The sequence below is a fragment of the Acinetobacter sp. WCHAc060042 genome (genome assembly GCF_003231195.1).
Lineage (GTDB): Bacteria > Pseudomonadota > Gammaproteobacteria > Pseudomonadales > Moraxellaceae > Acinetobacter.
In genome coordinates this window covers 47,168-68,094 of record NZ_QKVN01000023.1, presented here as the reverse complement: position 1 = coordinate 68,094, position 20,927 = coordinate 47,168, and the positions used below count along the sequence as shown (strand labels likewise).

Genomic DNA, 20,927 nt, shown 5'->3' with positions numbered 1-20,927 from the left:
ATTTAAAAATGGTCTTTCAGATCGCGCAGTCGCTTAAACTCTTCAACGTTTTCTGTACGTAAAAAAGGATTGGTTTCAAGTTCGATTTCAATACTGCTCGGGAGGGTACATTGACCCAAATAGCGCATGGTTTCTACATGGTCTAAACGCTCTTGAATGGCAATATTGTCTGGTTCGACATGGTTGGCAAATTTCGCGTTAGAGAGCGTGTATTCGTGCGTACAATAGACTTTGGTTTCGGCAGGCAAAGCTGCTAAACGATTGAGTGAATGGTACATCTGCTCATGTGTGCCTTCAAACACTCGCCCACAGCCCATAGCAAACAGGGTGTCACCGCAAAATAGAGTTTGGATGGATTCGATAAAGTACACAATATGGCCCAGTGTATGACCAGGAACGGCTAAGATATCGACATGTAAATCATGAAATGCAAAGTAGTCATCATCCATCAATGCATGGGTGATAAAAGGAATTTTTGATAATTCCTCCCGTGGTCCATACACAGGAATATTCTGACCTACAATAAGGTCAGCGACACCGCCAATATGGTCTTTATGCCAATGAGTCAGCCAAATTTGAGCAATGCTTAAACCATGTTTAGTACAATATTCTTCAACTAATCCCGCTTCTGTTGGGTCAATTACTGTGACTTGTTTTGATGTGGTGTGTTCTAGCAACCAAATGTAGTTTTGGAGCTGATTTTTCACATCAATCATATGAACTTGATAAGTCATCTTTTTTCTTCAATGTGTTACATGTATTCATTCTACTGTAGCGGGTACAGACACTGAATTCTAGTCATGAATCATGGAAGACGTAAAAGGATAGGTATTTATTGTTTTATGCTTTCTCTTTCTTGTCATATTGTACTGTTATCTTGGCCATAAAAAACCACGCTAAAAAGCGTGGTTTTTTATGTGTTCAATCTAATTTAGATTAGATTTTACCTACTAGGTCAATTGAAGGAGCAAGAGTTGCTTCGCCTTCTTTCCATTTAGCTGGGCAAACTTCACCTGGGTGAGCGTGAACGTATTGAGCTGCTTTAACTTTACGAAGTAATTCTTGAGCATCACGACCAATACCACCAGCGTTGATTTCAACGATTTGGATTTTGCCTTCTGGATCGATTACGAAAGTACCACGGTCTGCAAGACCAGCAGCTTCGATTAGAACGTCAAAGTTTTTAGAAAGAGTCCAAGTTGGGTCGCCGATTAATGGGTATTGGATTTTACCAATAACTTCAGAAGTGTCGTGCCAAGCTTTATGAGTGAAGTGAGTGTCAGTAGAAACACCGTAAATTTCCACGCCTAATTTTTGGAATTCAGCGTAGTTGTCAGCAAGGTCACCAAGTTCAGTTGGGCAAACGAAAGTGAAGTCAGCTGGGTAGAAGAATACTACAGACCATTTGCCTTTAAGATCTGCTTCAGTTACGTCAACAAATTGACCGTTGTGATATGCAGTAGCTGCGAATGGTTTTACTTCAGTATTAATTAAGCTCATCATTGTCTCCATGATTGGGGTTTGTATTTAATGTTGAATAGGGTATCGAAATTTTTGTTATTGCTGAAACAGTATTTTTACATTACAAGAATCGGAAAAACCGAATCTTACTCCAGACTATTTCAGCGAATGTGATCATTCTGTTCATTTAGCATGATAAATATGATGACTAAATGACAAAATCATCTATTCCGCAACTCGTCTACAGACATGATGTCCCTAGGCTTAAAATTCAAGGGGATATTTGAAAAAAGTTAAAATTAAAAAAATTATGCTGTACTTTCGCTTCGCTGTATTACCACGTAAACTAAGCGATTGATGTTTTTGATGTGGGTATTTTTTCTGTGCAGCGTCCTTTAAATATAGAGCAATTGGTGATGGTGAAAGACCGTCATCGTTTAAACCGCCTCAAAAAAGGAAACGATGCCAACGAAAAGCAATATCAAGCATTATTTGAACAGTCACATTTAAAAGTTTTAGAGCGTATTCAACGCATTCCAAATATTAAACTCAACCAAGACCTGCCTGTTACACAGTATGCAGATAAGTTAATTGATGCCATTCAAGCGCATCAAGTGATTATCGTTGCAGGGGAGACGGGTTCGGGTAAAACGACGCAGCTACCGCAAATTGCGATGTTGGCGGGTCGTGGTTTAACGGGTCTGATTGGTCATACACAGCCACGTCGTTTGGCCGCACGTAGTGTTTCCCAGCGTATTGCGGAAGAAGTTGGTGAAAAACTTGGCGAGTCGATTTCCTTTAAAGTTCGTTTTAATGAACAAGGATCGCAGGATTCAATCGTTCGCTTGATGACGGATGGTATTTTGCTGGCAGAGTTGGCCAATGACCGTTATCTCAATAAATACGACACCATTATTATTGATGAAGCACATGAGCGTTCGCTTAATATCGACTTTATCATGGGTTATCTCAAACAGCTCTTGCCCCGCCGTAAAGATTTAAAAGTCATCATCACTTCGGCAACTTTAGATGTAAACCGTTTTAGTCAGTACTTTAACAATGCACCTATTTTTGAAGTAGAAGGTCGTAGTTTTCCAGTTGAACTACGTTATCGCCCTGTATCGGAAATGAGCATTGGCGGTAGTGATGATGATGAGTTTGATGACTTTGAAGAAAACTTACCTCGTGCTGTAGTGCAAGCTGTAGAGGAATGTTTTCAGGATGCACAAGAAAAAGGTCATCCTGAATATGCTGATACTTTAATTTTTGCCAGTACCGAACAAGAGATCCGTGAGTTACAAGAAACTATGCAAAAGCATGGGCCGCGACATACAGAAATTTTACCTTTATATGCACGCTTGGCCTTGGCTGAACAACAAAAAATCTTTAATCCATCAGGTGGCGGGCGACGCATTATTATCGCCACCAACGTTGCAGAAACAGCACTGACTGTACCCAATATTCGTTATGTGATTGACAGTGGTTTTGCGCGTATTTCTCGCTATAACTATCGTTCACGTGTACAGCGTTTACCGATTGAAGCGGTTTCTCAGGCCGCAGCAAATCAGCGTAAAGGTCGTTGTGGTCGTATTGCCCCAGGTGTATGTATTCGTTTGTATTCTGAGGAAGATTTTCAAAGTCGCCCTGAGTTTACCGAACCCGAAATTAAGCGAACGAACTTAGCTTCAGTTATTTTACAGATGCAAAGTTTAGGGCTGGGTGCGTTAGAAGATTTTGATTTTATTGAGCCGCCAGATCATCGTTTAGTTAACGATGGTCGTAAGTTGTTGGTTGAACTTGGGGCAATGACGGAGAAAGGTAAAACCCCTGTTTTACAAAGAGAGGTTGGGGCAAATACATCTGAAGGCAATCCCCCTCAATCCCCCTTTTCCAAAGGGGGAAGTAAAGGAGATTTAACCAAAATTGGTCAACAGATGGCCAAAATGCCAATTGACCCACGTTTGGCCCGTATGATTTTAGGCGGGGCACATTTTGGTGTGTTGAATGAAGTCTTGGTGATTGTTGCCGCTTTGGCCGTACAAGACCCACGTGAACGCCCTGCGGATAAACAAATGCAGGCAGATCAAAAACATGCGTTGTTCCGTGAAGCCGATTCTGACTTTTTGTTCTATCTTAAACTTTGGGAAGCACTGGTTGCCAACCGAGACATGAGTGAAAACAAACGTCGTACTTTTGCCCGTAATCACTTTTTAAGCTGGTTGCGTTTACGTGAGTGGAAGAAAACTCATGAGCAATTGGTTGATTTGGCAAAGGGCTTAAAGCTGTCTTTTAATGAAAAAAAAGCCAATTATGAAAATTTACACCGTGCGCTTTTAACAGGTCTGCTGTCTTTTATTGCCAATAAAACCGATGAACGCAATGTGTTTATGGCGGTGCGTCAGCAAAAGGCCCGCATTTTTCCAGCATCTACCTTGCACAAAACCAATACGCCTTGGGTCATGGCTTTTGAGATGGTGGAAACCTCACAGGTCTATATTCGGACACTGGCAAAAATTGAACCTGAGTGGATTTTACTTGCGGCAGGTGATTTGCTGAAGCACCACTATTTTGAGCCGCATTGGTCGAAAAAAGCAGGCGTGGTTAATGCCTATGACCAAATTTCATTATTTGGCTTAATTATTGAACCAAAACGTCAGATCAACTATGAAAAAGTTGACCATGTTGCAGCACATGAAATTTTTCTTCGAGATGCACTGACGACAGGGCATTTGGGCATTACACCACCATTTTTAAAACACAACCTGCTTAAACTTGAAGAGGTAGAGCGGGTCGAAGATAAGCTACGCCGCCGTGATTTGGTGGTGGATGAAGAAACCATTTACCAGTTTTATGCGGCTAAAGTTCCTGAAGAGGTGGCAAGTCGTCGTAGTTTTGAAGACTGGCGCGCAACGGTTGAACCACAAAACCCACGTTATTTATTTATTGATGATGATTCGCTGTGGATGAACGACCGTCCAACCACACAGCAATTTCCCGATTTTTTACGTAATGGTGAACTGCGCCTTGCGGCCAGCTACCGTTTTGATCCAAGCCATGACGAAGATGGTGCAACAGTGAAAATTCCGTTGCAAGCCTTGCCTCAGGTGGATGAAAACTTGTGGTCGTGGGGCATTCCTGGCTGGCGTCAGGACTTAATGGAAGCCTTACTCAAAGCACTGCCTAAAGATAAACGTCGTCACTTGGTGCCTATCCCTGATACAGCAGCAAAGCTAATGGCGAAAGTGGATGCGATGCATTTGCAGCAGCATATTTTTAGTTTTTTAGCCTTCCAGTTACGTGGCGAACAAATCACTGAAAAAGACTTTAGTTTTGATCGGGTTGAACAGTATTTGTTGCCGCTGATTAAAGTGATGGATGATAAAGGCCGTGTGATAGAACAAGGTCGTGATTTAGCTGAGTTAAAAGCGCGCTGTCGAACGGAAACCCATAGCCCAGTCAAACAACTCAAAGGAGAGTTCCAAACTTTCCCTGAAAGTTTTGTGTTTGAAGCGTCCCAAAAAGTGACGGGCGTGGTGGTGAAGCAGTATCAAGCTTTGGTTCCGACCAAGACATTTGCTGCATTGGAACAAAAGGATGAGTCTGGTGTCGTGATTCAGACTTTTAATGATCAAGCTGAGGCAACTAAACAGCACCGCGAGGGTGTACTTCGTTTGGTACATATACAGCTGGGAGATTTGGTCCGTCAGTTGAAAAAGCAAATTTCCAAACCGTTGGCATTGGCGTATTCACCTTTGGGTGATAAGGCAAAATTGGAACAAATGCTGGTTTATGCCACACTGCAAATGTCGATCAATGAACTGCCGGTCAATGCACAAGAGTTTGAAAACTTAGTTGCAAATGTCAAAAAAACTTTTCTGACTCATGGGCAAAAAGCACTGGCAGATGTGACAGAGATCTATATCCAATGGCAGGATATACGTCGAAAGTTGTTGGTTTTAGATGATGCGGTGTTTGGGAAAAATATTGATGATGTTGAAGATCAGCTAGATTTGATGTGCTTATCAAACTTTGTTTACGTAAAATCTTCCGATATTTGGCTTGAATTTCCTCGTTATTTGAAAGCATTGGTCTTGCGTTTGGAGCGCCTGCCCAATAACCTACAGAGGGATAATTCTGCCATTGATCAAGTTGACCCGTGGATGGAAAAATTATTTAAGTTTAAAAATGACACTCGCCTTAAAGAATTGTATTTCATGGTTGAGGAGTTTCGGATTTCTTTATTCTCTCAGCCGATGAAGACAAAGATGCCCATTTCTCCGACTCGCTTGCAAAAAGTATGGGAAAAACTTGGAATCAGTTAAACTATAGGTAATTTAAAGAAGGAGTTTTACATGGGCATCCGCATTACAGGTACGGGTCTTTATCATCCTGAAGACATCATTACCAATGAAGAGTTAGTTGAAAGTTTAAATGCTTATGTGGAACAGTATAACCTAGACAATGCTGACAAAATTGCTTCGGGCGAGTTGGAAGCCCGTCGTGGGTCAAGCGCAGAGTTCATTGAAAAAGCATCTGGTGTAAAACGTCGTTATGTGGTTGAGAAGACAGGGATCTTAGATCCGAAGCGTTTACGGCCATTGTTACATGAGCGTTCAAATGATGAACTCTCGATTCAAGCCGAATGGGGCGTGATCGCAGCGAAACAAGCGATGGAAAATGCAGGCGTAACTGCAGAAGATATTGATGTCGTGATTTTGTCATGCTCAAACTTACAACGAGCTTACCCTGCGGTTGCAATTGAAATTCAAACTGCACTTGGTATTCAAGGCTATGCCTACGACATGAACGTGGCATGTTCGGCAGCAACTTTTGGCATTAAACAAGCCTATGATGCAATCAAAGCAGGCGGACGCCGTGTATTATTGGTGAATGTCGAAATCACCTCTGGTCATACCGACTACCGTTCACGGGACTGCCATTTTATCTTTGGTGATGTCGCAACGGCTTCAATCATTGAAGAAACCCACAGCAAAACTGGTTTTGAAATTGAAGACATTAACTTATTCACACAGTTTTCAAATAACATCCGCAATAACTTTGGTTTCTTAAACTTAAGTGAAGTCGATGCAGACATTGAAAATAATCGTTTCGCTCAAGACGGTCGTAAAGTGTTCAAAGAAGTTTGTCCACTGGTTGCCAAAATGATTACAGCGCAGCTTGAGAAAAACAATATTGCACCGACTGATGTGAAACGTTTCTGGTTGCACCAAGCCAATGCCAGTATGAATGAATTGATTTTAAAATTGGTTGTGGGCAAAGAACATGCTCAACCCGATTTAGTGCCAATCATTTTAGATGAGTTTGCAAATACCTCGTCAGCAGGGGTCATCATTGCGTTGCACCGCACAGCAGACCAAGTTAATGATGGTGAATATGGCATCCTGTGCTCATTTGGTGCAGGTTATTCTGTTGGTGCAGTACTGGTGAAAAAACACGTTGCATAAGGCTATATGTTACAAGTTGAGTCTGATGCGAAATGGATTGAACGGTTTAACTTCGATCTAAAGGCTAGTTCGCACTGATCTATATTGGTGCTGAGTGGTCAAATGTATCGCAAGCTGTAATGTATATGGCGGATCATTCTAAGTACGTATATTCGATTCGCCGATGTTGGTTGATTATTTTAGCAATCAATATCACGTGGCTATGGTCAGTATTGCTGATCATGGCCATTTTTATTTGCCACTTTAGTGCAGGACCATAAAAGTTTGGCGCCGTTGATCATGTGTCAGCTTATATAGCGATATTGCTACACAGCAACGATATTTGATTTGTGGTGGCCGTGAAGCATTAAAGTGCACGGAAAACAGCCCTGCCTAAGTGGTTTTGTTGGTTTGAAATAAACTCAATACTTTGCTTTTGGCATTGTGCGGTTTTTTGCTTTAGGTGCTGATTTATCATTGCACAATGATCAACTAAGTTTCTTGTAAATTTTTCAATAAATGAGCAATTTTCATCGTGTGTGTTCTATTGGCTTTGACTTCCATGACTTTATTTTCAATCCACCATAAATACTCAAAAATCTCAGTTTCACTGGATTTTTCACAGATAAAGCGAAATAAATTAGGTAAGTATTCTTCATATTCATCTTGTAGAGCTGGATTACGATAAATACATAGTGGGTCCCAGTCTTTAATCAGTATTTTATTAATCGCATGCAATAAAGATACATGGCGATTTTCCTCGGTAAACATAATTCACCTCCGTTATTCATCGGTTAGTTTGATGTTCTATGTATCAGTAGTCATCATGACTCATTTATCTATTGTTTTCATGTTTGAAAAAATAGCTTACATCGCTTTAAGTTTAAGTAAATAGCAAGGCCAGATAGACAGAAGCCAAGGAAAGATTTCCTTTAAAAAGTCGGTCAAGTTAGGTCTTAGATTTACTTCATAATATTATTTAAAATAGATGTTCTAAAATGGTGCGTAATTACAACTCGGTTTACATTTCGTAATAATTTAAAAATTAAGTTTTGGTGAAATGACACAGTTATCACTAATTCTGCGGATTTCATTATTATTTAAATCCACATCATCCCATTTTTGCATTTGCTCGGTAAGCCAAATGAAGTCTGAAACTTGTGGCAAAGCATGTTCTCTAATAAAGCCGCGAATAATACTTTGAATTAGATAATATTTTTCAACATGTACACTATCAGAACATGGGAAACGAATGATGTTGTAATCGACCAGAACCTGCCATACAGCTTCAAAATTTTCCATTTTTTTGAGTTCATCTTGGGCTTTTTCTATAGCTTGGACTAAGGCTGAAAGTGTATTTGGATTGGATATGGCCCATTCTTGCGTGACTGCCAAAACCTTATCTGCAACCCGCGGAATAATGTCTGTTCCAGTTGCAATAATTTGGCTATAACCTTGAATTTCAGCTTGAGTGTTCCATGGTTCTCCGACACAGAATCCCTCAATGAGTTGATTTGAAATGGCTTCTACCATGTAGGGTGGGGGAAGTGTACGTAGTTGAACATGTTTCGCAAAATCAGGATTGGCTAATGCCAGCCATTCACGTAAGCAATAATGATGGATAGATTGCTTAAAGACATGTGCAATAGCCAGCTGTTGTTTATGCTGCATTGCAGTATAAAACTTATGTGCAGTCACTGCTGCATCGTCATTTTTTTGAATGTTTAGTGCATAACAGAGCTTTTGGCTCAAACTGATAAATGCACTGTTATAGCTCAGAACAAGCGGTGTTTGTAGTGGAATACCGAGTTGATCCTGCGCCAGTGCAGCCGCAGGTAACATCGCAGATAGACAATGGGCTGCATCAAGAAAACCAAAAGCTAAACGGTCTCTTAAGCTCGCCCAAGAAGCTTCTTTGACTAAGCTTACATCTAAACCGACTTCTTCAAAAAAACCTCGTTGTTTTGCCCATAATAAAGCAACACAGTCTAAAAGCGGAATATAGCCCAGTTGAAGTTGCGTCTTTTCTAAATGAGCCATGCCTTAGTCCTTGAATTGAGATTGTAGAAGCTGTTGAGCATCCAACAGTCGTCTTGCCATTTCACCAATAGTCATACGATGGCTCATGGCATTTTTACGTAACAGCTGAAAAGCATCATCTTCGGACAGGTCGTGTAGTTGCATAAGTAATACCTTTGCACGCTCTACATCTTTACGGTCTGCAAGTTTATTTTTAGTATCTTGTAAATCGGAAAGTAGCTTTTTGTGTTTACAAAACTGCTCGATAGATATTTCTAAAATACTTTTTAACTTTGACGGGTCTATACCATCCACAATATAAGCTGTAACACCCGCATCTATGGCACTTTTAATCGTGTCTTTATGGCTGTTTTTAGTAAATAAAACAGTAGGTAAGTTGAACTGGCTCACGCAACTTTCAATAATATCCCGTTGTGGGTGATCCATATCTAATAAAATAACGTCTGCATTTAATTGCTCAAGGCGATTAATATTCAAGTGATCTATAATCAGGCAGGCAACTACATCGAAATCATGTTCGATAAGGGATGTACGAATAAATTGTGCGCGTTCTTGATTGTCGTCAATCAAAGCGATTTTCAGTTTAGGCATGCTGTACAGTGCTCAGGTAAACCTGAAAAATGGGATCTAAAATTGTGCTAGCAATTTAAATGCCAAATGTATGAAAATCCAGCTTTATCTCAGATTGGTGAGTCAATTTTTTACGTAGAGATTCGCTATAAGCTGTGTATACCGAGTAAAAAAGACTTTAATCAAAGAAAAATATGTATCTGAGTTGCTTGTCTAAACAAGCCTGTTTAAACACATTGGATGAAATAGAAGCCTAACACAAATTAAAATATACAGCTTGAAGTACAAATTACTTTTGAAGAGTAACGTGAGACCCACTAGAGAGCACAGAGACAATTCAAAAATTCGTTGTTTGCTCAGCGATAATGCAAAATGCACCAATAGTGATCACGCTGTTAAGAAGTCGAAAAAACATGAAGTTGCCTCTTGAAAAGGACGGGCTGATATTGGCTATAGTGCAAGTATTCTAATTATAAAAAACAATAAAAATCATTATATTAACTAGTTTCTTTAAATGTTGGCACAATCATTGCTTAATCTTAATCGAGTCAAAGACGACTCTAAATCAAATTTGTAAGACGGCCAACGACGTCCGTTCTGATCGCTTCTACACCACAAGTTTTTGTGTTGTGGAAAAACAATACGCTCAGTTCTGTCTGGAGAAGGTTATGTCTTCAAATTTAAATGCTAAAAAAGCAACAAAAATAAGTCTTTTTAGTTTCAATGGCGCAGCAATGAGAGCCTTCCACATGAGTTGGCTCGCCTTTTTTGTCTGCTTCTTTGCATGGTTTGCCTGTGCGCCATTGATGCCTGTTATAGCAGGTGAATTTCATCTCACAAAAGATCAAATCGCCAATATTAATATTGCAGCCGTAGCCATCACCATTCTTGTTCGTCTGATTGTAGGTCCACTGTGTGATAAATACGGTCCACGCAAAACATATACAGCACTTCTTATCCTAGGCAGTATTCCAGTTTTTGGCGTTGCTTCAGCAAATAGCTATGAGTCATTCCTCTTCTTTCGTTTGCTTATCGGTGCAATTGGTGCAAGTTTTGTCATCACTCAGTATCACACTAGCATCATGTTTGCACCAAATGTAGTTGGAACTGCAAATGCGGCGGCAGCAGGTTGGGGAAATGCTGGTGGAGGTGCAACACAAGTACTTATGCCATTGATGCTTGGTGCTTTAGTGATGTTTGGTGTTGAGCAATCTATGGGCTGGAGAATTGCATTACTTGTTCCAGGCATATTGATGCTGATTGTCGGTTTGATGTATTGGAAATTTACACAAGACTGTCCACAAGGCAACTTTAAAGTACTACGTGCAGATGGTGTAAGTGTTGGTTCTGATAAAAAAGGCGGTGTGGCTATTTTGATGCATGCTGCAAAAAACTATCGTGTTTGGATTTTGTTTGGTGCTTATGCTGCATGTTTTGGTATCGAAATCTTCATTCATAACATCGTCGCAATGTACTACGTAGATCACTTTAAATTTGGTTTAAAAGAAGCAGGTATGGCTGCGGGCATTTTCGGCTTACTGGCTCTATTTGCCCGTGCATTTGGTGGCATTGTTTCAGACAAAATTGCAACTAAAAAAGGCTTAGATGGTCGTACTAAAGTTCTATTTGCAATGATCTTGATGGAAGGTCTGTTCTTAATCGTATTTTCACAAATGAATACAGCAGTCCTTGCCATTCTCGCAATGACCGTATTTGCATTGTTTACTCACATGGCTTGTGGTGCGACTTATGCATTGGTTCCATTCATTGACCGTGATGCTTTGGGCGGTGTCGCAGGCATTATCGGTGCTGGTGGTAACGTTGGTGCTGTGGCTGCAGGCTTCTTACTTAAAGGGATGTTGGATATTCAAACCACACTCATGATTCTAGGTGGCTTGGTCGTCATCGCCGCAAGTTGTGTGCTCATGATTCGTTTCTCCGTAGAACACAAAGAGAAAGAGCAAAAGTTATTTGAAGCTGCGTTACTTGAGCGAAATAGCGTGGAGCAAAATGCTTCAACTGTAATCAAACAAAGCGTTTAAGCCAAAATAACAACAGGAATTAAGGAGAATTGATATGAAATTAGTGATGATTGGTCATGGCATGGTAGGGCATAAATTCATTGAATCTGTGCTAGAACATGCAGGTGATGATGTTGAAATTACGATCTTGGCAGAAGAGCCACGTTTAGCGTATGACCGTGTACATTTAACTGAATATTTTACAGGTAAATCTGCAAAAGATTTGACCTTATGTCGTGCGGACTTTGCTGATGCTTATGGTATAGATCTCCGCTTAGCGACTAAAGCAACTGCAATTGATACAGTAAATAAATTGATCACCACGAATCATGGCGATGTGATCAGTTATGACAAGTTGGTGCTCGCAACGGGTTCTTATGCCTTTGTTCCTCCAATCCCAGGAAATGATCGTCAAAACTGTTTCGTATATCGCACCATTGAAGATTTAGATGCAATTCGCGCAGCAAGTCTGACCGCAAAGTCTGGTGTGGTGATTGGTGGTGGATTACTCGGTTTAGAAGCGGCTAAGGCACTACGTGATTTAGATTTGGAAACACATGTGGTTGAGTTTGCACCACGCTTGATGGCAGTTCAAATTGATGATTTAGGCGGTAAAGTTTTACGTTCTAAAATTGAGAATCTTGGGGTAAAAGTTCATACCCAAAAAGCAACATCATCCATCGAAGATGGTCTTAATGCTACACACGTGATGAAGTTTGGAGATGGCTCTGAACTTGAAACAGATATTGTGTTGTTTTCAGCAGGGATTCGTCCACGTGATGAATTGGCGCGTCAAAGCGGTTTGGCTGTTGGCGAGCGTGGCGGTATTGTCATTAATGATTATTGTCAAACTTCTGATGCTGACATTTATGCGATTGGTGAATGTGCATTATGGAATAACAAGATCTACGGTTTGGTTGCTCCAGGCTACGACATGGCACGTATTGCAGCAAAACATGTGACAGAACAAGCTTGTCCAGAGTTTGCGGGTGCAGATATGAGCACCAAATTGAAGCTTATGGGAGTAGATGTTGCTTCTGTCGGGGATGCGCATGCGATGACACCGAATGCACTAAGCTATTTCTATGCAGATGAAGACACGATGGTCTATAAAAAGATTGTTGTGAATGCCGAAAAAACGAAATTATTAGGCGCAGTACTGGTGGGTTGTGCAAAAGAGTACAACGACTTATTACAAATGATGCTGAATGGATTAGCAGTTCCAGAGAATCCTGAAAGCTTAATCATGCCGGGTTATGCTCAATCTTCAGCAAAAACAGGTGGAAGTGGTGTTGATCTGCTCCCAGACAGTGCAACGATTTGTTCATGTAATAACGTGTCTAAAGCAGATATTTGTAGCGCAATTGCAGAGGGTTCGACGTCTTTAGGAGCTCTAAAAAAATGCACTAAAGCGGCAACAGCATGTGGCGGATGCGCAGCGTTAGTGACGCAAGTATTAAAATCTGAATTACAACGCCAAGGCGTGACTGTAAATAACCATATTTGCGAACACTTTGCTTATTCACGCCAAGAGTTGTATCACTTGGTACGAGTGAATGAAATCAAAAGCTTTGATGATTTGATTCAACAACATGGTCATGGTTTAGGCTGTGATATTTGTAAACCAGCTGCAGCAAATATTTTAGCATCGTGTTGGAATGATTTTGTTTTAAAACCAAGCCATGCTGGTCTGCAAGACAGTAATGATTACTATCTAGGAAATATTCAAAAAGACGGGTCTTACTCGGTTGTACCTCGTATGGCGGGTGGAGAAGTGACACCAGATGGTTTGATTGCAGTGGGTCAAATTGCCAAAGAATACGGTTTATATACCAAACTGACAGGCGGCCAACGTGTTGACATGTTTGGTGCTCAAATTCACCAATTGCCAGAAATTTGGGAAAAGTTGATCGCCGCTGGTTTTGAATCTGGACATGCCTACGGTAAATCACTGCGTACGGTGAAGTCGTGTGTTGGCAGTACATGGTGTCGTTATGGGGTTGATGATTCTGTTGGTTTAGCGATTTTCCTTGAAAATCGTTACAAAGGCTTACGTTCACCACATAAATTAAAAATGGCAGTTTCGGGTTGTACACGTGAATGTGCTGAGGCGCAAAGTAAAGATGTGGGTGTGATTGCAACCGAGAAAGGCTGGAATTTATATGTTTGTGGTAACGGTGGGATGAAACCACGTCATGCAGAATTATTGGCTTCAGACTTAGATACACAAACGCTGATTCAATACATTGACCGTTTCTTCATGTTCTATATCCAAACTGCGGATCGTCTCCAACGTACATCAGTATGGCGTGACAACATGGAAGGTGGTTTAGATTATTTAAAAGACGTTATTGTAAATGACTCTTTAGGTCTGGCTACTGAACTTGAGAATCGCATGAGCCATGTGGTTGGGACGTATCAGGATGAGTGGCGTACTGCGGTTGAAGACCCAGAGGTGCGTAAGCGTTTTGTCACCTTTATCAATGCAAAAGCTGAACAACAACAAGATCCGCATATTCAGTTTGCTTCTGTACGTGGACAAATTCGTCCGAAAACTGAAGCGGAACGTGATAGCAGCCGTATTCCTGTGGTTGAAGCTTAACAAATTAAGGTATTCAAACTTTTCTCTCTAGTGCTCTCTTAACAGAAAATATAGAGAGGGGATGAAAAAGTTTAAAAGGATAAAGATGATGACAATTTTAAAAGATATGAATGAATTGGATTGGTTGGATATTTGCGCCTTGGATGATATTACGCCAAATACAGGTGTAGGTGCGCTACTCGAAGACCAACAAATTGCAATTTTTCGGGTAGGCAGTGAAAAGCGTGTTTATGCTTTGAGCAACCAAGATCCGTTTAGTAAAGCTTTTGTGATGTCACGTGGCATCATTGGTGATTTACAAGGTGAGCGTGTTATTGCGTCGCCTATTTATAAGCAACATTTTAGTTTAGCAACAGGTCGTTGTTTGGAAGATAAAGATCAAAAACTTTTGGTTTTCCCAAGCAAGATTGAAAATGGTCGTGTACTCATTAGCCCAACGCCACAAAAAACCTATATCACCAATAATGGTACTTCTCAGGAAAAAATGAAGTTGGTCTTGGTGGGGAACGGTTTGGCAGGTATGCGTTGCCTAGAGGATTTACTCGATATGGCACCAGATCGTTATGAAGTGACGGTGATTGGTGAAGAGCCATGGGGTAATTATAACCGCATCATGCTATCACCTGTTCTATCTGGTGATAAGACTATTGATGACATCATGTTGCATCCACATGCATGGTATAGCGATAAAAATATTCGCTTTATTGCAGGCGACCCAGCAGTGCGTATTGACCGCCCACGTAAGCAAGTTTATACCGAAAAAGGCGTGATGGTAGATTATGATCGTTTGATTTTAGCGACAGGCTCAAAACCATTTATCCCGCCTGTGCAAGGTTCGGATTTAAAAGGTGTGCTGAGTTTCCGTGATATTTACGATGTGAATACCATGCTTGAATACAGTAAATCTAAAAAGAATGCTGTGGTGATTGGCGGTGGTTTACTAGGTTTGGAAGCGGCGTATGGCCTAAAACAGCGTGGTATGAATGTGACGGTGTTGCATTTGATGGATCGCATTATGGAGCGTCAGCTAGATAGTAAAGCGAGCCAAATGTTACGTCATAGTATCGAACAAAAGGGCATTTTAATCATTACAGAGGCGAATACTGAAGCTTTGATTGGGGTGGATGGTCATGTGACACAGGTTCGTTTGAAAGATGGCACAGTTTTAGATGCAGACCTAGTGGTTTTTGCTGTAGGTATTCGTCCTAATATGGCCTTAGCACAAAGTGCAGGTCTCCGCTGTAACCGAGGTGTCTTGGTGAATGACACCATGCAAACGTATGACCCAAGTATTTATGCGGTAGGTGAATGTATCGAACACCGTAACCAGACTTTTGGCTTGGTTGAGCCACTTTGGGGGCAAGCGTTTATTTGTGCATCGCATTTGGCTGAGCACGGCAGCTTGACGTTTAAAGCGCCAACAGTACCGACTCAATTAAAAGTCAGCGGTTGTGATGTGTTCTCAGCAGGCAATTTTGAACCGAAAGATGATTTTGAAGATATTATTTTAAATGATGAAAAGCGTCAGATTTATAAACGCATTATTATTCAAAAGGATAAGGTGATTGGTGCAGTTCTATTTGGTGACACGGAAGATGGAGCTTGGTATGCAGAACTTATTTCGGATCAAACGCCAATTTCATCAATTCGCAATAAATTGTTATTTGGTAAAGATTTTGCATTAAAAATAGCAGGGTGATCAAAACCCAACCTTTTAATGTATTGAAGCTCGATACGCGGAAACGTTATCTACTATTGTTTGAGTTGATAGCAAACATGGAAACGAATGTTTCTGCGGACTTTTAGGTAAATGACGGATGCAATGAGTTTGCGGATCTTGCGTTGTTTTAGTCGCATCTTAGGTTTTGCCTACTCTTCTACAAAGAAAAGTAGGTCTAACCGAAGTTTATTCCTGAAAATTAACTTTCTTGCAAAGACGTCGTCGTAATGAATCAAATTGTATATTTCAAAATTAAGGAGTTTCTATGAATAGTATCCCTGTAATGGAACTGCATAGCTCCACAGAAAAAATGATTAAAACGACACAAACGACGTGCCCTTATTGTGGTGTGGGATGTGGAGTAACTGCAACTGTTGAAGAAACGGCTTTAGGGCGAAAAGTGTCTGTGGTGGGGGATTTAAATCATCCATCAAATTACGGAAAACTGTGTATCAAAGGTAGTAATTTAGCCGATACAGTGGGCTTAGAGACACGGGTTTTACACCCAATGTTAGGCCGCAAAAAAGATTTAGATACGTGTATCCAAAAAACATCGAGAATACAAACAGATTGGGATACTGCAACTGATTTAATTGCTGATAAATTCCAACACTATATAGATCAATATGGTCCTGAAAGTATTGCTTTTTATGTGTCAGGTCAGTTGTTGACAGAAGATTATTATGTGGTCAATAAATTTGTAAAAGGTTATCTTGGTACAGCCAATATTGATACCAATTCAAGACTATGTATGTCTTCAGCGGTAGCAGCACATAAACGTGCCTTTGGGGAAGATTTAGTTCCTGCTAGTTATCGTGATTTTGAACATACGGATATGGTGGTTCTGGTTGGTTCAAATACAGCATGGTGCCATCCTGTATTGTATCAGCGCATAATGAAAGCTAAAGAAGAAAGAGATCTTTTTGTCGTGGTGATTGATCCACGGTTTACTGCTACTTGTGAGGCTGCAGATTTACACTTGCCAATTTTGCCGGGTCAAGATGTTACTTTGTTCAATGGTCTATTGCAGTATTTGGCAACCAATCATTATACCGATACCGATTTTATTGCAAAGCATACCCAAGGCCTAGATGCTGCGCTTATCAGCAGTGAAACTGAGTTCTCGATCGAAAGTTTGATTGAGCGTACAGGAATTTCAGCGGAGAAATTGACCTTATTTTTTGAAAAATTTGCTCAAACAGACAAAGTAATGAGCTTGTTTTCAATGGGGGTAAATCAATCTTCACGTGGGGTAGATAAGGCCAATAGTATTATTAATTGTCATTTGTTGACTGGAAAAATTGGCAAGTTGGGTGCTGCGCCGTTTTCAATGACAGGACAACCGAATGCGATGGGTGGGCGTGAAGTTGGTGGTCTTGCAAATATGCTTGCGGCACACATGGACTTGGATAATCAAAAACACCAACAATTGGTACAGCAGTTTTGGCAAAGCCCGACAATTGCGAAACAAGTGGGTTTAAAAGCTGTTGACCTTTTCGAAGCGGTTGAGGAAGGGAAAATTAAAGCCATTTGGATTATGGCGACCAACCCTGTCGTGAGTTTACCAAATGCTGATCAGGTAAAACGTGCGCTAGAAAAATGTGAGTTAGTGATTGTTTCAGACATTTGCAAAGATACGGATACCACGCAATATGCCGATGTGTTATTGCCTGCTCTTGGGTGGGGAGAAAAAGATGGTACAGTCACCAATTCAGAGCGTCGTATTTCACGACAACGTGCCTTTTTGGACTGCCCAGAACAAGCCAAAGCAGATTGGTGGTCAGTTTCTCAAGTGGCTAAAAAGCTGGGCTTTAGTGGTTTTGACTTTGAAAGTAGCCATGACATTTTCAAGGAACACGCAGAGCTTTCAGCTTATCAAAATGCGGGACTGAGTCAGTGTTCGGCGTCTGAGGTTTTTCGCTATTTCAATTTGAAAGGTTTAAGTGATCTTTCATTTACTGAATATCAATACCTTGAGCCAGTTCAATGGCCTATTCTAAATAAAAATCAACAAGATGGTGCTGTTGCTCAGTTATTTGAAACAGGGCAGTTTAGTCATGCGGATCGTAAAGCAAAATTTATTGCAACAGCTGCTGTTGGCGCAGTTAATAAAACTTGCAGTGAATATCCATTGGTATTGAATACTGGTCGAATTCGAGATCAATGGCACACCATGACTCGTACCGGTTTATCAGCCAACTTAAGTACACATAAAGCAGAGCCATATTGCGAAATTCATCCTAACGATGCATTGAAATATGGACTCAAAGATGGAGAGTTAGTTGAAATCAAATCGGTTTGGGGGAACTGTGTATTACGTGCCACAGTGAGTGATAATATTCGTCGGGGACAAATTTTTGCACCGATTCACTGGAATGATCAATTTGCATCAGATGCACGTATAGGTAAAGTCGTAAACCCTGTGGTGGATGCTATTTCAGGGGAACCTGAATTTAAACATACGCCTGTGATGATTCAACCCTTTTATACCCAATGGCAAGGGGTATTTTATGTACGTAAAGGCTTTGAAAACATCGTTCAGAAAACCATTGAAAGTACAGTATGGTGGACAAAGATTCAAACAGCCAAAGCAGTGCGCTATGAGTTAGCAGATCGCCATCGTTTTACTGAAACGACAGAGAAGTTAAAGAGCTTACTTCCTTTTGAAGATGAAAGCTTTGAATGGCTGAATTTAGAAGATCAAACAGCGCACATCAGTCATAGTGTGGTGTTACAAGAGGGACATCTCATTGCGAGTCTTTATATTGCTCCGAAAGCATTGTTACCAGACCGGGATTGGGTTGCAAGTCTCTTTAAACGTGAGCGGTTAAGCGCAATGCATCGTAAGGCATTGTTAGCTGGTCAAGCAATGTCGATGGGGCAAAGTGAAGGACCGTTGGTGTGTAGTTGTTTTAAAGTGGGTAAAAATAGAATTATTCAGACCATTAAAGAAAAAAATATCACCGATGAAAAACAAGTCACTGCATGTTTAAAGGCTGGTGGAAATTGTGGTTCATGTTTACCTGAAATTCGAGGGTTGATTAAGGCATGTCAAACTGAGGATGTATAATGAAAAGAAAAATATTTAAACTGGTGACGTATCCTGACACTGAAGTTGTGATTTTAGCAGGTGGACAAGCACGTCGTATGAACGGCATTAATAAACTGCTACAAAAGTTTGATGACGAAATCCAGCTCATCAAAATTCATCAACAGTTAAAATCACGGGCAACAAAAGTGTGGGTGAATAGCCACCGTGACCATTCCATTTATGAACGATTGATTCCATCCATTGGCTTTTTTGAAGATGATGAAACAGGCTTCCAAGGCCCATTAATGGGGATGAAAAGTGCATGGGCGCATGTACAATCAGATTATGTACTGTTTGTACCCTGTGATGTGACTTTCATTCCGAAAAAAGTATTTTCACGCTTACATCAGGCGATGCAACAAGACCCAAATTGTGGTGTGGCGATCGTTGAAATGAATGAACGTGCTTTATATCCATTTTGTTTGGTAAAACGCAGTAGCTTACCGACTTTGATTCGCCACCTTGAACAAAATCAGCGCAGTTTAAGACAGTGCTTTGCAGATTTGCACCCACAAGTGGCACGTTTCAAAAATCATGCACTGTTTTTTCATAGCATTAATTCATTAGATGAATTGCAACAACATCGTCAGTTAAATTTTTTATAAAAAGTAGCGTTTAAACGGTTCGGATTCTGTGCAGTAGGCACATATCGCATAAATAAAAATGATTTTGATATTATCTCGTGATTTGACCAATGAATAGTAATGCTGGCTAATAATAGAAATATATTTAAAATAAATAAAACAATATCTTAAACTGTTTTTACGTGTCTAATTTACTTTATCTATATCACAATGTGCTGTGTATTGTTCTATTCGTATTATGACTTGAGCATATTCCATCTGTTGAATAGCACAAAGTTGGAACATTTTTTGCTGTTTTAAAACCAAGAAATTAGGGCGTGAAATTTGAACTGTTCAATAACAGCGCAAATGATGCGTAGGCAAGACAGATGAACAGCATGACACAGTTAGCCGCAATTGGCGTATTCCAAGATCAGTTTGGGCGAGAAAAGCGAAAGCTACGGATCTCCGTGACGGATCGTTGTAATTTTAAATGTGTCTATTGTATGCCTGAACATCCTGAATGGATGAAAAAACATGATCTACTGAGTTTTGAAGCACTCTATCATTTTTGTGAATTTATGGTGCGACAAGGAATTGAGCAGATTCGTATTACGGGGGGTGAACCATTGATGCGGCAGGGAGTGGTGCATTTTATCGAGCAACTCCAATCGTTAAAAAAAATGGGTCTCAAGCGTGTTTCAATGACCACCATGGTCATTATTTAAAACAATATGCAGATGCTTTAAAACAAGCTGGACTGGATGACTTAAATATTAGCCTGGATAGCTTAGATGCGGATCAATTCCAAAGACTGACCAAGAAACAACTCCATACTGTGCTTGAGGGAATACAAGCCGCACAAGATGTTGGTTTTAACATTAAAATCAATACAGTCCTTATGAAAGGAATGAACGAGGATCAAATTATTCCTTTGGTGCAGTGGGCCAAGCAGCAAAAGCTAGAACTACGTTTTATTGAGTTTATGCCTTTAGATGGCGATCAAAATTGGTCGCAAGCTGATGTTATCACTGAGCAAGAAATTTTGTCTCAACTCAGCTCACAATTTACGGTGCAAGTGCTTGAGGGACAAGGTGCCAATCCAGCGCGTAGTTATCGGGTGGATGGCAGTGTGGTTGGCGTTATATCGACCATTAGCAACTCGTTTTGTGGGGAGTGTGATCGACTGCGCTTGAATGCGCAGGGCGAGTTTTATAATTGTCTCTTTGCTAAGCAAGGTTTAAAACTGAAACCAGATATTCAACAGCTTGCTCAAGATTATCAACATGCATCTGTGCATTTGAAAAGTAAGTTGATGACTTATATCTGGCATAAAGAACAGGGCTTTCACACTATTCAACAGCAAGTACTCCAACCTATTCGCAAAATCAGTATGCATATGATTGGGGGCTAAA

12 protein-coding genes and 1 pseudogene are annotated in these 20,927 nt (G+C 40.5%); 8 read left to right on the top strand and 5 right to left on the bottom strand.

Annotated elements, in window-relative coordinates:
* Positions 1-2: 2 nt before the first annotated feature.
* Positions 3-734, bottom strand: coding sequence for a hydroxyacylglutathione hydrolase (gene gloB / locus DPG01_RS11445; protein ID WP_110975186.1), 732 nt, complete (start codon positions 732-734; stop codon positions 3-5).
* Between the two features lie 202 nt (positions 735-936).
* Complete coding sequence (gene ahpC, locus DPG01_RS11440; protein WP_004982189.1) at positions 937-1,500, bottom strand: alkyl hydroperoxide reductase subunit C; 564 nt, start codon at positions 1,498-1,500, stop codon at positions 937-939.
* A gap of 344 nt (positions 1,501-1,844) precedes the next feature.
* Between ahpC and hrpA the strand changes: the two genes are divergently transcribed.
* A complete protein-coding gene (gene hrpA / locus DPG01_RS11435) occupies positions 1,845-5,783 on the top strand; it encodes an ATP-dependent RNA helicase HrpA (RefSeq protein WP_110975191.1) in 3,939 nt (1,312 codons plus the stop codon).
* 30 nt (positions 5,784-5,813) lie between these two features.
* On the top strand, positions 5,814-6,926 hold the full coding sequence (locus DPG01_RS11430) for a beta-ketoacyl-ACP synthase III (RefSeq protein WP_110975185.1): 1,113 nt from the start codon (positions 5,814-5,816) through the stop codon (positions 6,924-6,926).
* 471 nt (positions 6,927-7,397) lie between these two features.
* On the opposite strand, the gene DPG01_RS11425 is transcribed toward DPG01_RS11430, so the two are convergent.
* The 3 genes from DPG01_RS11425 to DPG01_RS11415 all read right to left on the bottom strand — a co-directional run bounded on the left by DPG01_RS11425 (position 7,398) and on the right by DPG01_RS11415 (position 9,536).
* Positions 7,398-7,676, bottom strand: coding sequence for a hypothetical protein (locus DPG01_RS11425; RefSeq protein WP_086208378.1), 279 nt, complete (start codon positions 7,674-7,676; stop codon positions 7,398-7,400).
* A gap of 267 nt (positions 7,677-7,943) precedes the next feature.
* The gene (locus DPG01_RS11420) at positions 7,944-8,945 is read right to left on the bottom strand and encodes an ABC transporter substrate-binding protein (protein WP_110975184.1); all 1,002 of its coding nucleotides are present in this window, start codon (positions 8,943-8,945) and stop codon (positions 7,944-7,946) included.
* 3 nt (positions 8,946-8,948) lie between these two features.
* Positions 8,949-9,536 (bottom strand): ANTAR domain-containing response regulator, encoded by a 588-nt coding sequence (locus tag DPG01_RS11415; RefSeq protein WP_110975183.1) that lies wholly within the window; start codon positions 9,534-9,536, stop codon positions 8,949-8,951.
* A gap of 647 nt (positions 9,537-10,183) precedes the next feature.
* On the opposite strand from DPG01_RS11415, the gene DPG01_RS11410 reads away from it, so the two are divergent.
* The 6 genes and pseudogenes from DPG01_RS11410 to moaA all read left to right on the top strand — a co-directional run bounded on the left by DPG01_RS11410 (position 10,184) and on the right by moaA (position 20,926).
* A complete protein-coding gene (locus DPG01_RS11410) occupies positions 10,184-11,557 on the top strand; it encodes an MFS transporter (RefSeq protein WP_110975182.1) in 1,374 nt (457 codons plus the stop codon).
* 34 nt (positions 11,558-11,591) lie between these two features.
* Positions 11,592-14,138 (top strand): nitrite reductase large subunit NirB, encoded by a 2,547-nt coding sequence (nirB, locus tag DPG01_RS11405; RefSeq protein WP_086208374.1) that lies wholly within the window; start codon positions 11,592-11,594, stop codon positions 14,136-14,138.
* Positions 14,139-14,226: 88 nt separating this feature from the next.
* Positions 14,227-15,837, top strand: a complete 1,611-nt coding sequence (nirD, locus tag DPG01_RS11400; RefSeq protein ID WP_110975181.1) for a nitrite reductase small subunit NirD — start codon at positions 14,227-14,229, stop codon at positions 15,835-15,837.
* 286 nt (positions 15,838-16,123) lie between these two features.
* The gene (locus tag DPG01_RS11395) at positions 16,124-18,928 is read left to right on the top strand and encodes a nitrate reductase (RefSeq protein WP_110975180.1); all 2,805 of its coding nucleotides are present in this window, start codon (positions 16,124-16,126) and stop codon (positions 18,926-18,928) included.
* Entirely contained in the window at positions 18,928-19,554 is a 627-nt protein-coding gene (gene mobA, locus DPG01_RS11390; protein WP_110975179.1) for a molybdenum cofactor guanylyltransferase, read from the top strand. Before DPG01_RS11395 ends, mobA begins: the two co-directional genes overlap by 1 nt.
* 347 nt (positions 19,555-19,901) lie before the next feature.
* Positions 19,902-20,926: pseudogene (gene moaA, locus DPG01_RS11385) on the top strand (GTP 3',8-cyclase MoaA).
* Position 20,927: the final 1 nt, after the last annotated feature.